Below are 13,769 nucleotides of genomic sequence, written 5' to 3'. Positions count from 1 at the left end.
CCATCGTTGTGCGACTGCAGATGCTCAGAGGCTGAGGCGCTCCTTGACCACCGAGGCAAGCCGCTCGGCGTAGGAGTGTGCGGAGTCCGCATCCGCGGCCTCCACCATGACGCGCACGAGGGGTTCAGTACCCGACTTGCGCAGCAGCACACGGCCACTGTCGGCGAGCTCTGCCTCGACCTCGCGAACCGATGCCTGGAGATGCTCATCATCGGCGACACGGTCTTTGTCGACGCCTTTGACGTTGATCAGAACCTGCGGGTAGACGGTCATCACAGAAGCCAGCTCGGCGATCGACTTCTTCTGTCGCGCCATCTCGGCCACGAGATGCAGGCCCGTGAGCACACCGTCGCCGGTGGTCGCAAACTCGCTCATGATGACGTGGCCGGACTGCTCACCACCCAGTGCGAATCCGCCGGCGTTCATCTCTTCGAGAACGTACCGGTCTCCGACCGCGGTCTGGCGCAGGGCGATCCCATGCTCCTTCATCGCCATGTGCAGTCCGAGATTGCTCATGACCGTGGCGACGAGGGTGTCGTCCTTGAGGCTTCCGCGTTCTTTCATCGCGACCGCGAGAATCGCCATGATCTGATCGCCGTCGATGACATTGCCTTCGGCGTCGACCGCGAGGCAACGATCAGCGTCGCCGTCATGCGCGATTCCGACATCCGCACCCACGCGGATGACCTCACCGGCAAGCTTGTCGAGATGCGTGGAGCCCACGCCGTCGTTGATGTTGAGCCCGTCGGGGTCGGCACCGATGACCGTCACCTTGGCTCCCGCATTGCGGAAGGTCTCGGGCGAGACACCGGACGCTGCGCCATGCGCGCAGTCCAGCACGACGTGGATGCCGTCGAGACGGTGCGGCAACGATGCAAGAAGGTGCATCGCGTAGCGGTCTTCTGCATCGGAGAATCGCGTGACGCGTCCGACCTCAGCACCGGTGGGCTGGAGCTTGGGCCCCGCCATCGCCTCTTCGATGCGCTGCTCGACGTCGTCGGGAAGCTTCACGCCACCGCGAGCGAAGATCTTGATGCCGTTGTCTTCTGCCGGATTGTGCGATGCGGAGATCATCACGCCGAAATCTGCGTCGATATCGGCGATCAGGAACGCCGCAGCAGGGGTCGGCAACGTTCCGGCGTCGAGCACGTCGACACCGGAGGACGCGAGCCCAGCCTCGACCGCAGCGCTCAGAAAGTGTCCGGAGATGCGCGGGTCACGGGCGACAACCGCCGTGAGCCGCTTGCCCGAGGCCTTGCGAGCCTCTGCAATACGCCCCTGGCCCAGGACGACAGCAGTCGCCTGGGCCAGGGTGAGCGCGAGATCAGCGGTGAGGGGGCCGTTAGCCAGCCCCCGCACGCCGTCTGTGCCAAACAGTGCCATGAAGGAACTGAGTGCTTAACGCTTCGAGTACTGAGGCGCCTTACGGGCCTTCTTGAGACCAGCCTTCTTGCGCTCCTTGACGCGAGCGTCGCGCGAGAGGAAGCCGGCCTTCTTCAGGGTCGGACGGTTGTTCTCCGCGTCGATCTCGTTCAGCGCGCGAGCGATGCCGAGACGCAGAGCGCCAGCCTGACCCGAGTCGCCGCCACCCGAGATGCGGGCGATGACGTCGTAGGCACCAACGAGGTTGAGCGCCGTGAACGGGTCGTTGATCAGCTGCTGGTGCAGCTTGTTCGGGAAGTAGTCCTCCAGCGTGCGGCCGTTGACCGTGATGGTGCCCGAGCCGGGGATGAGGCGCACGCGGGCAATGGCCTGCTTGCGACGACCCACGGCTGCGCCGGGAACGCTCAGCACGGGACGGGGAGCCGTCTCGACGGCCTCCGCCTCGGGGGTCTCGGTGGAGTAGTTCTGGGGGAAGTCAGTGTCGGTGTTCGCCACGAGTTTGTCCTTAGTCAGTCTGTGCGGCGCTTACTGGGCGACCTGGTCGAGGGTGAACGTCTTCGGCTGCTGCGCGGCGTGCGGGTGCTCTGCACCTGCGTACACCTTCAGCTTCGAAAGCTGCTCGCGGCCGAGCGTGTTCTTGGGGAGCATGCCGCGGACGGCCTTCTCCACTGCGCGGACGGGGTTCTTCTCGAGGAGCTCGGCGTACGAGACAGCCTTGAGGCCGCCCGGGTAGCCCGAGTGGCGGTACGCCATCTTCTTCTGGAGCTTCTGTCCGGTCAGTGCGACCTTCTCAGCGTTGACGATGATGACGAAGTCACCGGCGTCCATGTGGTTGGCGAAGGTGGCCTTGTGCTTGCCACGCAGGAGGATTGCCGCCTGCGAGGCCAGACGACCGAGAACGATGTCGGTGGCGTCGATGACGACCCAGTCACGCTGGACCTGGCCGGCCTTCGGGGTGTAAGTGCGCGTCACAATAGTGCTGCTTTCTTGTCGAACGGAGAGGTTCGTGAATCCCACTCCGGGGTGGTTCTCTCGTAAAGGAGGAGAACACGCCAGTGGAGGGCTCACGTTCGTGGCACTCGGCAGTCGAGTACCAAAGAACCAGGCTACGTCACAATCTTCCGCTCTGCAAATGCCGCAGCTCGCGTCACACAGGCCGACACGCCCCCGTCGTGACCCCGAAACCTGCCTGGGTTAGGCTGGGGCGCCACCGCGGGCGGCTGCTCTCGGAACGTCTTTCACGGAACGAATCACTCACATATGGAACTTCGCGACTATGTCCGCGTCCTGCATCGAAACTGGGTCCTTCTCCTCGTCTTCCTCGCCGTCGGAGCCGGCGTGGGGGCCGCGATCGGGCTCACAACGCCCGCGAAGTACGAGAGCGCCACGAAGATCTATGTCTCCGTGCGCACCGACAGCGCAGCCACGGGAGACCTCGTCCAGGCAACGACGTTCGCCCGCCAGGTCGTCACGAGCTACGTCGAGGTCGCGACCACGGGGCTCGTGCTGGATCCGGTCATCGAAGCGCTCGACCTGCGCACCTCCGCGGCTGCTCTGGCGAAACAGGTGACGGTCAGCAGCGCCCCGAACACCGTCATCATCTCCATCCGCGTCGCCGACGGTAGCCCGGAGCAGGCGTCGAAGATCGCGGATGCTGTGGCGGGGAGCCTCATCACCGCAGTGGAGACCACTCTGGAGCCACCAGCTGTGGAGGGCGGACAGAGCGCCGTTCAGCTGCGTGTCGTGCAGTCCGCACCGATTCCGCCGCGGCCGGCGAGCCCCAACATCCCTCTGCTGATCGCTCTGGGTGCGTTCCTCGGCCTCGCCGCAGGTGTCGGAGCGGCGATGCTCCGTACCATGATGGACACGCGCATCCACTCGCTGAACGACATCGAGCAGATCACCGATGCTCCTGTGCTCGGCGGGATCAGCTTCGATCCGGGTGCCCGCGAGCGCCCCCTCATCGTGCACGCAGATCCCCGCAGTCCTCGCGCGGAGTCCTTCCGCACTCTGCGGACAAACCTTCAGTTCGTCGGCGTCAACGGCGAGCCTCGCGCCTTCGTGGTGACCAGCTCCGGTCCGGGCGAGGGCAAGTCGACCACGACGGCGAACCTGGCCATCGCTCTCGCGCAGCTCGGCGCTCGTGTCGCTCTGGTCGATGGCGACCTGCGGCTGCCGCGCGTCGCGAGCTACATGGACGTCGACGGGACGATCGGACTGACCGATGTCCTCGTCGGGCGCGTGGAACTGGCGGACGCCCTGCAGAAGTGGGGTACCGGCAAGCTCTTCGTGCTCCCGGCCGGCACGCTCCCGCCGAACCCGAGCGAGCTGCTCGGCTCCGCCGCGATGGACCACGTCCTGAACTCGCTCACGAAGCACTTCGACTACGTCCTGTTCGACGCACCGCCGCTGCTTCTCGTGACGGATGCGGCACTGGTGGCCAAGAAGACGCAGGGTGCGATCATGGTCGCCGCCTCCGGCCGCACGAAGAAGCAGCAGCTGGAAGCGGCGGTGCGCACCCTGGAGACCGCAGGCGGACCACTGGTGGGGGTCGTCGTGACGATGCTGCCCGAGAAGGGGCCAGATTCCTCGGGGTACGGCCAGTACGGTCAGTACGGCACCGCGCTGGTCGACGCCGACGCTTGAGCAGACGATACGAGGAGGGGCGCCTGGCGATGATTCGCCAGGCGCCCCTCCTCGTATCGTCGGAAGCCGTCAGAGGCTGACGGACTGCCCCTCGCGAGACGAGGCGAGCGCCGCCTCGACGACGGCGAGGGTGCGCTGCCCCTGCTCCATCGTCACGACGTCGCTGGGCTTGCCGAGAACAGCGTCGCGGAAGGCCTCGTGCTCCACGCGCAGCGGCTCACGCTTCGCGAAGGAATAGCGCGTGATGTCACCCTCGGAGACACCACGGAACGAGGAGACCGACTCCCACTCCAGCGGAATGGTGCCATTGGCGTAGAAAGTCAGGTCTCCGGTGGAGGTGTCTGCGACGAACGCACCACGCTCACCCGTCACGACGGTGAGACGCTCCTTCATCGGAGAAAGCCAGTTCACGATGTTGTTCACGACGATGCCCGAGGCGAGACGCCCAGAGATCGTGATCATGTCCTCATGTTCGCGGCCGCTCTTGTACGCGGTCTGCGCGAAGACGGTGGTGTACTCGCTCTGCGCGACCCAGCTCGTCAGGTCGATGTCATGAGACGCGAGGTCCTTCGCCACACCCACGTCGGCAATACGCGCGGGGAACGGCCCCTGGCGGCGCGTGGCGATCTGGTACACCTCACCCAGCTCACCCGCTTCGAGGCGGCGACGCATCTCCTGAAGGGCCGGGTTGAACCGCTCCACATGCCCGACCGCGCCGACCAGCCCGGCAGACGCGAACGCATCCACCATCCGCTGCCCCGCCTCCAGGGTGTGCGCGATCGGCTTCTCCACCAGCGTGTGCACACCGGCCGCCGCCAGCTTCAGCGCCGCATCCTCATGGAACCGCGTCGGCACCGCGACAACAGCCATATCGATGCCCGCACCGATCAGCGACTCGATATCCGGAAGAACACCCAGATCCCCACCCACACCGTGCGGGTCGCCACCGGGATCCGCGATCGCGACCAGCTCAACGCCCTCGACCTCACGGATCACGCGCGCATGATGACGACCCATCATGCCCACACCCAGCAGACCAACACGCAGCTTCGACATCAGGAACCCACTCCCACGACAATGCGCGGCGTGCCCGCCCACCGGGCGGCATCGGTGGCCGCGCGGCCATCAACAAGAAGCTTGATCCCCGGCAGGTCTGCGGGGGCAAGAGAACGGTAGTCGAGGTGATCCGTCTGGAGCACGGCGACGTCGACAGCCTCGCCCAGCGTGTACGGTTCGAAGCCGAGGGCGCGGAGCTCGTCGTCGCTGTAGAGCGGATCATGCACGACCGGCTGGGCGCCGCGCGCTCGCAGAGCCTCCACGGTCGGGAAGACACCGGAGAATGCGGTCTCCTTCACGCCTCCGCGGTATGCAGCACCGAGTACAACGACCCGCTGTCCGTCGAGGCCTCCCAGCAGCCCGTCGGCCTGAGCGACGAGACGCTCCGGCATCGACGCGTTGAGCGTGCGCGCGGTGCGGACGATGTCGGCGTCACCGTCTGTGGAGAGATACAGGCGCGGGTACACCGGGATGCAGTGTCCGCCGACGGCGATGCCAGGACGGTGGATGTGGCTGAACGGCTGGGAGTTGCACGCCTCGATCACCTGATAGATGTCGATCCCGTTGGCCGCGGCGAAGAGCCCGAACTGGTTCGCAAGACCGATGTTGACATCACGGTAGGTGGTCTCTGCGAGCTTCGCCATCTCGGATGCCTCGGCAGAGCCGAGGTCCCAGACGCCGTTCGGACGGGGCAGGTCAGGACGCTCATCGAACTGCAGCGCGCTCTCGTAGAACTCCCGCGCGCGTGCAGCGCCTTCTTCGGACAGACCGCCGATGAGCTTGGGGTACTTGCGCAGGTCGGCGAACACCCGGCCCGTCAGGACGCGCTCCGGGGAGAAGACGACGTGGAACTGCTCACCTTCGACGAGACCGGAACCCGCCTCGAGCATCGGCTTCCACCGGTCGCGCGTGGTTCCCACCGGGAGTGTGGTCTCGTACGAGACCAGCGTGCCAGGGGTCAGATGCTCGGCGAGCGAGCGGGTGGCCGCGTCCATCCAGGCGAAGTCCGGCTCCCACGTCTCGTCGTCGACGAAGAGCGGGACGACGATCACGACGACCTCCGCGTTCGGGATGGCGTCGGAGTAGTCCGTGGTCGCACGGAGCTTCCCGGTGCTCACGGCGTGCGAGAGCTTCTCCTGCAGGTGCGCCTCCCCCGGGAAGGGCTCGGTGCCGCTGTTGATCATGTCGACGTGACGTTGATTCACGTCGACACCGATGACCTCATGACCGGAGTCGGCGAACTGGACAGCTAGGGGGAGCCCGATCTTTCCCAGGGCCACGACGGCGACGCGCATGATCTCTACCTTACGATGACGCGGACCTCGACTTGCGCGCCTGCAATCATGGAGACATGAGCGAGTGGATCGCGATCGGGTTCGGCGCCCTCGACGTGCGCGGGGGGCAGTTCGCCGAGCACGGCGATCTCCTGGTCGCTTCGATCAGCGCCGGCGACCCTGTCTTTCTGACCGGAGACGGCGCTCGGCTCTGGCAGGCGCTCGTGGATGGGCCGGTGGATGACGCGTCTCTGACAGCCGCGGATCGGGCGATCATCGCAGAGATGGCCGAGGCGGGGTTCGCCTCTTCGGATGTCCAGCACCCGCACCGCATCCGTGCCGTGCAACCGCCCTGGCTCACATCCGCCTTTCACGAACTGGTGTACTCCGTCGTTCAGAGCGTCGCCCAGGAGAACTCGATCCCTCTCGTGTTCATCAAGGGACCTGCTCTCCACGCGCAGGGGCTGCGCGATCGGGAGCATTCCGGGGATGTCGACTGCTGGGTCGCGCACGGCGATGACCTGCGGCTCGCGGCCGCCCTCGCCCCCTGGGGTTGGGATGCGGTGATCTCGCCGTTCACCGGAACGGGCGTTCCGCATTCGCTCACGCTCAGCACCGACGGCTGGCGATGTGCGATCGACGTGCACACCTACTTCCCGGGGATGACGGTCGCGCCACAGCGGGCGTTCGCCCTGCTGCAGGAGCGCTCGGAGCCGCGAATCTACGCGGGCACGTCGGCGCATGTGCCCGCGAAAGCGGACAACGCGGTGATCGCCGCGCTGCACGAAGCGCGACCTCAACATCAGGCCGTCACCAGCGCGCAGATCGAACGGGCGAAGGACCCCCTGCGTCGTGCGGGCCACGAGGTCATCGGCGCCGTGGAGGCGTACGGTGCCGGATTCGCCCTTGAGCTCGCTCTCCGCGGGGCGTTCCCCGAGGTCACGCGCTCGGAGTCCCTCTCCCCCACTCCCGCCGACTGGCATTGGCGGTCCATCACCTCGGGGCCGCGTCGGCATCTTGCTGCGCTGCGCCTGGTCGCATGGCGCGATCGTCCGCGGGTGATCTTCCGACTGCTCTGGCCGGACAACCGCAGCGCTCAGGCGCTCGCGGGCGACACGACCATCGCCGCGCCTCGCCGCGCAGCCCTGCGGCTGCGCCGGGCGGGCCGGGCGCTCGTCGATCTCGTGCGCCCGGCTCCCTAGCCGCAGTTCGTCAGTTCTCCGCCGCCGGGACCGCGCATCCGGGCGCATCGATCGAGACCGGCGTCGGTCGCACCATGGGGGTGTGACGAACGGTCGGTGCCCCGTAGTCCGCCGACGTCGTGCCCTCGGCTCCGACCATCGTGACCTGCATGGTCGCCGAGGTCTGCGGTTCGAGTTCGACGTTGATGCGCACGGCGTCGCGCCCCAGGTGACGCGTCTGCGCCGTGATCGGATAGACGGAGCCGTTCACCGTGACACCTGTGATCGTCGCTCCCACCGGCGTGTAGACGATGATGTCGGTCGCGATGATGCCCGGCGTGTAATACGGCCCGGTGATGTATCGAGGAAGTTCCTCGGCGAGTTCGGGCGTCACGTTGTTGGCGAGCGTCACCGTGGTCGTCCAGTTCGGCGCGGCGGTGGCAGAGCACTGATCCGTCGAGACGGCAACGGCCGCGTCGACGTAGTAGTCCATCTTCGAACCGGTCGTGTCGTTGAAGAAGACACCGACCGCACTCTCATCCACGTTGTCGACGGGCAGAACCCCCGCCAGCGGAGTGTCCGCGAGAGCCTCGGCCATCGTCGGATCCGCGCTCCAGATCTTGAGCCGCCCCTCCTCAGCCGAGGCGATCGCCGCCTGCGCGAGAGGGAGAGGCTTCGCAGCGCCCCCGGTGAGCGCGCCGAAGACGGTCATCGCCGCGGCGGAGAAGAACTCGTTCGACTCCACGCCTGTCGGGTAGAGGAAGTAGGCCTCGTTGAGCAGCAGCGGTGCGGCGTTCTCGCTCGTGAGTTCGCCGCCCGTCGGCAGCGCCAAGGGTCCGGTGGCCTTCAGGAAGTACCCGAGCGCGATCGGATCGATCGACACGACGGCGTCGATCCTGTCGTCGTAAAGCGTCGACCACCACCCTTGGGCGATCGCGGCGCTGGTCGGGAAGTCCGGAGTCGCAGAGAGGTTGGACACCCATCGCGCGATGATGTCGGAGTAGAGCGCATCGGTCTCTGCGTCCAGAGGAACAACGGTCTGCGGCAGCTCGAAAGCGAACTCGGTGCTTGCCGCCTCACGCAGGATCGAGATTCGCCCCTGATCCACCTGCAGCAGGATGAAGGATCCGGGGCTGCCGCCACTCGCTCGCACTTCGGCGTTTCCCTGGAACATGAAGAGATAGTTGCGTGGGCCGCTCGCACCCAGCGCATCGGGGAGGAACCCGAGCACCTGCTTCGCCGGCCCGATGAGTGCCCCCAGCTCGCCGAGCTGAGTCTCCAGATCGCTGACGCCCGCTTCGACCTGGTCGATCAGCGGGGCACGGTCAATGCCGTCGATCATAGCCGTCGAGGTCTCGATGCCGCTGGCGACGTCGTTGACGAGTCCGGAGAGCGAAGAGAGCGCGGCGACGTCGATCGCCCCGCCGGCGGGGGCGAGTGCACGCACATCGACACCGCTCGCGGGCTGCAGGACGTCAGTGGCGAGAGAATCGGCGACCTCTGTCACAACACGCACGGCGCGCAGGTTCTCCATCAGCGGGATCGGAACCGACTCCATGAACTTCCACACCGGGTCATCCGTTGCCGCGACGGCTTTCTGCGCTTCTTCAGCGAAGGCCTCGGATGCAGCTTTCGACGCCTCCATGTCGGAGGCGAAGAGGGCGATCTTCACATCGGTCACGTGCGGCATGGCGGCCAGGAGGTGCGAGCGGGCTTCCATCGCCTGGTCGTAGACGCGCTTCGCCGCCCACCCGCCGACCGCGGCGAGCGCGAGGAGGACCACGACGATCGAGATGACGATCCAGAGCCACTTCCGTGACTTGCGCGGACGCTGCGGCTGCGACTCGTCGACAGCGGACGCTGTCATCGAGGGTGGCGCGGGCTGCGAGGGTTGCGAGGCGGATGCCGCCAGGCGCATCTCGAGCTCACGTCGCGCACGGCGCGAGGTCGGGAAGGAATCTGCCATACTCACCATCCAACCATGCCCGACTTCGGCAACTCCTGGAAGCGCCGTCGGGGTTCTCCCTGTACGCACAGCTAGAATTCGGTTATGGTGCGCCCCCGGCTGAGATCGCTGATGGCCGAGCCCCTCCGCTCGGCTATTCTTTTGCCTCCCCTCGTGTGCATCTACGCGTTCCTCTTGCACTGGGTCTACTCGACCCACGTGTCACCGCAGTTCAGCTACCTGGGCTACAGATACGAGGAGCCCTCCCCCGTCGCAGTGACGATCTCCGTTCTCATCACCATCGGGGTCGCTTTCGCACTCCCTCGGAGGCTGGACCGCGCATCGTCGATCGTCCTGTGGATCCTCTTCACCGTCGCTGTCGCGCCGTCCATTCTCATGGCACCGTACACGTCCTACGTGGATGAGGGTGTGGCCATTCAGATCGGATTCGTTGTCGGCGCGACCTATGCTCTCGTCGCGCTCGCCCAGTCGCCGAACCCTCGACCGCTGAACTTCCACGTGCGGCCACGGACCCTGTGGATCGTGCTCGCGGTGTTCTCTCTCGTGACATACTCGCTGCTGCTGTTCACTCAGGGTCTGCGCCTCAACTTCCTGTCGATTCTCGATGTGTACGATGTGCGGGCAGAGTTCGCCGACGAGGTGCGTCGCGTCGGCGCCCTGGGCTACCTGGTCACTGCTCAGGCCAACGTGATCAACCCGTTGCTCGCCGCGGTAGGACTCACCCGCCGTAACTGGCCTCTCCTAACGACCGCCGTCGCCGCGCAGCTCGTGCTGTACTCGACGACGGGCTACAAGCATGTTCTCTTCGCCGTTCTGGCGTGGGCGGTGATGGCCCTTCTTCTGCGCGCGCACGGCAAGATGACCCACGCGAATCTGATCATGTGGGGCGCGAGCGCCATGGTCCTGGTCGCCGCGGTCGCCGATGCACTCATCTCAACGAACATCGCGACGTCGCTCTTCTCCCGGCGATTCATCCTCACACCGGGCCTGTTCACGTCGGTCTACGTCGGTTTCTTCTCCGAAAACCCTCAAGCGCATCTCGGGTACTCCGTCCTCGCCCCGTTTGTCGACTATCCGTACGATGTACCACCTCCGTACCTCATCGGCGATTGGATCGCTGGCGATCCCGCGATGTCATCGAACGCGAATCTCTTCGCCGACGGGTTCGCAAACTTCGGCTTCCTCGGGATGATCGGGGCAGGAGCAGTTCTCCTCGTCTACCTCCGCCTTCTTGATCGCGCAGCCGTGGGTCTGCCGATCGTCCTGGTCGGTTTCGTGACCGTGATTCCCTCGGTCGCGCTCTCGAACTCATCAATCCTGACGTCCATGCTCTCGCACGGGCTCGTTGCCGCCTGGCTGGCGCTCGCACTCATGGGCCGGCCGACAGCCGCGGAACAGGAGTTCCTTCCTCGCGACGTCACCCGGCCGCGTTCACGCGGCATCGTGGAGATGCTCGGCGACCGTTGGCGGAAACGACGCCGAGCGCTTGACAGGCCCTCATACGCCCGATCTCTGGACGACATGGCGCCAGCTGCTGCTCATGACTCCGTCGACGAAACCAGCGGCGCACGCCCGGCCTGAACTGGCGACCAAGCGAGTTCCCCGGTCGTGGAGACCTTCCCGATTCCCCGGCGGGCACCGATAGGCTCGTAGAGTGGACAGCGGCGCAGAGGGTAAGAAGACCTCCGAGCGCGTTGTCGCGGTTCTGGTCCTGCCCCCCCTCGTGTGTGCCTACGCGCTCGCCCTGCATTGGGTGTATTCGACGCTGGTCTCCCCGCAATACAGCTATCTGGGATACCGCTACTCCGCTCCTACCGAACTTTCGGTGGTGCTGTCGGTCCTGATGGCGATCGGAGTCGCGCTCGCCCTGCCGCGTCGACTGAACCGGGCCTCGTCCATCATGCTGTGGATCCTCTACACCGTGACTGTGGCGCCGTCCATACTCCTGGCCCCGTACACGTCCTACCTCGACGAAGCGACGGCGATTCAAGTCGGCATCACTGTCGGCGTGACCTTTGCGGTCGTCGCCCTTGCACAGTCATCGAACCCGAAGCCGCTCAAGTTCAGTGTCTCGCCGACCAGCCTCTGGATCGTGCTCGCGATCGTGTCGTCCGTCACCTACCTGCTGCTGTTCTTCACCCAAGGGCTGAGCTTCCGTTTTCTCTCGATCCTCGATGTGTACGACGTGCGCTCGGACTTTGCAGACGAGGTGCGCCAAGTCGGAATCCTTGGTTACTTGGTCACGACGCAGGCCAACGTGATCAACCCGCTGATCGCCGCTCTCGGCGTCCAGCGCCGCAACCTGCTCCTCATCGCGGTAGCCGTCGGAGGGCAGCTCGTCCTCTACGCGACGACCGGCTTCAAACATGTCCTCTTCGCTGTTCTGGCGTGGGCGATCATGCTCATTCTTCTGCGTCGCAAGAAGGCGACGGGCCCTCGCGGCGCTTCCATCCTCGTCGGGGCCGTCGGTGTCATCGTGATCTCGGCGATCATCGACGTGGCGATGTCGACGAACTTGGCGACTTCCCTCTTCTCCCGGCGATTCATCCTCACGCCGGGCGTCTTCACGTCCGCGTATGTGCGCTTCTTCTCCGAGAATCCTCAAGCGCATCTCGGGTACTCAGTGCTCGCACCGTTCGTCGACTACCCCTACCAGACGACACCGCCGTACCTCATCGGCGCATGGATCGCGAACGATCCCGCGATGTCATCGAACGCGAACCTCTTCGCTGATGGCTTCGCGAACTTCGGGTGGCTCGGGATCATCGGAGCCGGTGCTGTGCTTCTCATCTACCTGCGGGTGATCGATCGGGCCTCCGCTGGCCTTCCCATCACGCTCGTAGGGCTCGTCACAGTGATCCCCTCCGTATCACTGTCGAACTCGTCGATCCTGACCTCCATGCTCTCGCACGGACTGGTCGCCGCGGTGGTCCTGCTCGCGCTGCTTCCGCGCCCCACGCCCAATCACGCCTCAGAAGGCTCGGCGGATCTTCCCCCTGCGGTCGAACCGCGGCCTTCGTGGCGGACAACCAGACGCAGTCCATACCCCCAGAGCACGACGTAGCCGGCGGTCTGGGCAATCGAGAGCGCCCAGACCGCCGGGATCATCCCCCAGCCCTGCGCGAGCACCAGCATCCACGCAGCCCCCACAAAGGCAACCCGCAGCGCATCGACCACGATCGTCGCCCGTGACTGATAGATCGTATAGACCTGGCTGAGCGGCGATCCGACCAGACTCGCCGCGGCGTAGACCGCGAGGGCCTGAGCGATGGGAACGGTCGCTTCCCATCCCTCGCCGAGCACGAAGGGGAGAACAGGGGGCGACAGGAACACGATGGCGAGTGCGACGGCGACCGCGACCGCGCCAAGGCGCAGAGTGGTCTGCAGATACATGCGGCGCGCCCCGAGAAGACCGTTGCGCACGAGCGCGGCGAGTTCCGCACCGAAGAGCTGGGCGACAGAGGCACCGAGCAGTGTTGCGGGAACGGCAATGAGGCGCTGGGCCATACCGAACTGGCCGGCATCACTCTGTCCGAACTGGCCCGCGATCAGCAGCAGCGGCAGCTGGGCGCCCAGGGCGTTGACGAGCGCGGCGCTCGACAGGATCAACGGGAGGCGACGGTACTCCCGGATCAGGCTGCGGTAGTCGCCCGTCTGAGGGCGCGCGAGCAACGGCCGTGCGGTCCTGTACAGAGGCAGAAAGCCAAACAGACGGCCGACCAGGAACCCGCCGACGAGTCCCGTTGCTCCCGCACCGACGAGACCAAGCCCGACCTGTCCGACCACCGTCCCCGCAGACTGGAAGGGCGCGCGCGTGGCCACGACGCCGTAGCGCTGGCGCCGCAGTGCCGCCTGCGCCAGTACCGTGAAGACGGATGTTGCCAGCACCAGAGCACCTGCCCAGAGGGGGGCACCGGGGACGAGCGCCCAGGCTTGTCCGAACGGCGTGAGGGAGAGCCCCCCGACGAGGAGTCCCGAGAGCACGGAGATGCCCAACGAAGACCAGAGCGCAAGCCGCAGCAGCCCTCGCGCTTTGTCCTCGCTCTCGGGCAGGACGATTCCTGCATCGAACTTCAGCGCCGCAACAGGACCGAGGATCGACGAGACAGCGACCAATGCACTGAATGCTCCGAACGCCGCGGGGTCGTAGATGCGGGCGAGCAGAGGGGTCGCCAACACCAGGATCAGTTGCCCCAGCAGCGCGCCGGAGACCAGGGCGAGCATGCCCCGGACGATTCGGTTCTTCACACTCGCCTCCTCGCG

The 13,769-nt window shown here is 65.9% G+C and carries 11 protein-coding genes; 4 read left to right on the top strand and 7 right to left on the bottom strand.

Features of this window, described 5'->3' with window-relative positions:
- Positions 1 to 24: 24 nt before the first annotated feature.
- Genes glmM through rplM form a run of 3 tightly spaced genes read right to left on the bottom strand, consistent with a single transcriptional unit; the run spans position 25 to position 2,355 of the window.
- Positions 25 to 1,383, bottom strand: coding sequence for a phosphoglucosamine mutase (glmM, locus tag JOD62_RS10290; RefSeq protein ID WP_204939192.1), 1,359 nt, complete (start codon positions 1,381 to 1,383; stop codon positions 25 to 27).
- A 15-nt stretch (positions 1,384 to 1,398) separates the two neighbouring features.
- Positions 1,399 to 1,878 (bottom strand): 30S ribosomal protein S9, encoded by a 480-nt coding sequence (gene rpsI, locus JOD62_RS10285; RefSeq protein ID WP_378788146.1) that lies wholly within the window; start codon positions 1,876 to 1,878, stop codon positions 1,399 to 1,401.
- 30 nt (positions 1,879 to 1,908) lie between these two features.
- Positions 1,909 to 2,355 carry a 50S ribosomal protein L13 gene (gene rplM / locus JOD62_RS10280; protein WP_204939190.1) on the bottom strand — a complete coding sequence of 149 codons (447 nt, stop codon included), beginning with the start codon at positions 2,353 to 2,355 and terminating at the stop codon, positions 1,909 to 1,911.
- Between the two features lie 288 nt (positions 2,356 to 2,643).
- Between rplM and JOD62_RS10275 the strand changes: the two genes are divergently transcribed.
- Positions 2,644 to 4,029 (top strand): tyrosine-protein kinase domain-containing protein, encoded by a 1,386-nt coding sequence (locus JOD62_RS10275; RefSeq protein ID WP_204939189.1) that lies wholly within the window; start codon positions 2,644 to 2,646, stop codon positions 4,027 to 4,029.
- A 69-nt stretch (positions 4,030 to 4,098) separates the two neighbouring features.
- Here JOD62_RS10275 and JOD62_RS10270 read toward each other — a convergent pair whose 3' ends face one another.
- Together JOD62_RS10270 and JOD62_RS10265 are read right to left on the bottom strand one after the other, a co-directional pair.
- Entirely contained in the window at positions 4,099 to 5,085 is a 987-nt protein-coding gene (locus JOD62_RS10270; protein WP_204939188.1) for a Gfo/Idh/MocA family protein, read from the bottom strand.
- Positions 5,085 to 6,380, bottom strand: coding sequence for a nucleotide sugar dehydrogenase (locus JOD62_RS10265; RefSeq protein WP_204939186.1), 1,296 nt, complete (start codon positions 6,378 to 6,380; stop codon positions 5,085 to 5,087). Before JOD62_RS10265 ends, JOD62_RS10270 begins: the two co-directional genes overlap by 1 nt.
- Positions 6,381 to 6,436: 56 nt before the next feature.
- On the opposite strand from JOD62_RS10265, the gene JOD62_RS10260 reads away from it, so the two are divergent.
- The gene (locus JOD62_RS10260) at positions 6,437 to 7,561 is read left to right on the top strand and encodes a nucleotidyltransferase family protein (protein WP_204939184.1); all 1,125 of its coding nucleotides are present in this window, start codon (positions 6,437 to 6,439) and stop codon (positions 7,559 to 7,561) included.
- A gap of 10 nt (positions 7,562 to 7,571) precedes the next feature.
- On the opposite strand, the gene JOD62_RS10255 is transcribed toward JOD62_RS10260, so the two are convergent.
- Positions 7,572 to 9,506 carry a DUF4012 domain-containing protein gene (locus tag JOD62_RS10255; protein WP_204939183.1) on the bottom strand — a complete coding sequence of 645 codons (1,935 nt, stop codon included), beginning with the start codon at positions 9,504 to 9,506 and terminating at the stop codon, positions 7,572 to 7,574.
- A gap of 153 nt (positions 9,507 to 9,659) precedes the next feature.
- On the opposite strand from JOD62_RS10255, the gene JOD62_RS10250 reads away from it, so the two are divergent.
- Positions 9,660 to 11,087, top strand: a complete 1,428-nt coding sequence (locus tag JOD62_RS10250) for a hypothetical protein (protein WP_204939182.1) — start codon at positions 9,660 to 9,662, stop codon at positions 11,085 to 11,087.
- Between the two features lie 73 nt (positions 11,088 to 11,160).
- Positions 11,161 to 12,570: a hypothetical protein gene (locus JOD62_RS10245; RefSeq protein WP_204939181.1), complete on the top strand. Its 1,410-nt coding sequence runs from the start codon at positions 11,161 to 11,163 to the stop codon at positions 12,568 to 12,570.
- On the opposite strand, the gene JOD62_RS10240 is transcribed toward JOD62_RS10245, so the two are convergent.
- A complete protein-coding gene (locus JOD62_RS10240) occupies positions 12,471 to 13,754 on the bottom strand; it encodes a lipopolysaccharide biosynthesis protein (protein WP_204939180.1) in 1,284 nt (427 codons plus the stop codon). The genes JOD62_RS10245 and JOD62_RS10240 overlap by 100 nt on opposite strands.
- Positions 13,755 to 13,769: the final 15 nt, after the last annotated feature.

Source organism: Microbacterium keratanolyticum (genome assembly GCF_016907255.1).
GTDB lineage: Bacteria > Actinomycetota > Actinomycetes > Actinomycetales > Microbacteriaceae > Microbacterium > Microbacterium keratanolyticum.
Note: the sequence above shows the minus strand (reverse complement) of the source record. Positions and strands in the feature narration are given on the sequence as shown.

What these genes read in the sequence shown, in the direction of transcription:
- glmM (WP_204939192.1), bottom strand. Translation starts at nt 1,383, where the DNA reads ATGGCACTGTTTGGCACAGACGGCGTGCGGGGGCTGGCTAACGGCCCC.
- JOD62_RS10275 (WP_204939189.1), top strand. Translation starts at nt 2,644, where the DNA reads ATGGAACTTCGCGACTATGTCCGCGTCCTGCATCGAAACTGGGTCCTT.
- JOD62_RS10270 (WP_204939188.1), bottom strand. Translation starts at nt 5,085, where the DNA reads ATGTCGAAGCTGCGTGTTGGTCTGCTGGGTGTGGGCATGATGGGTCGT.
- JOD62_RS10265 (WP_204939186.1), bottom strand. Translation starts at nt 6,380, where the DNA reads ATGCGCGTCGCCGTCGTGGCCCTGGGAAAGATCGGGCTCCCCCTAGCT.
- JOD62_RS10260 (WP_204939184.1), top strand. Translation starts at nt 6,437, where the DNA reads ATGAGCGAGTGGATCGCGATCGGGTTCGGCGCCCTCGACGTGCGCGGG.
- JOD62_RS10255 (WP_204939183.1), bottom strand. Translation starts at nt 9,506, where the DNA reads ATGGCAGATTCCTTCCCGACCTCGCGCCGTGCGCGACGTGAGCTCGAG.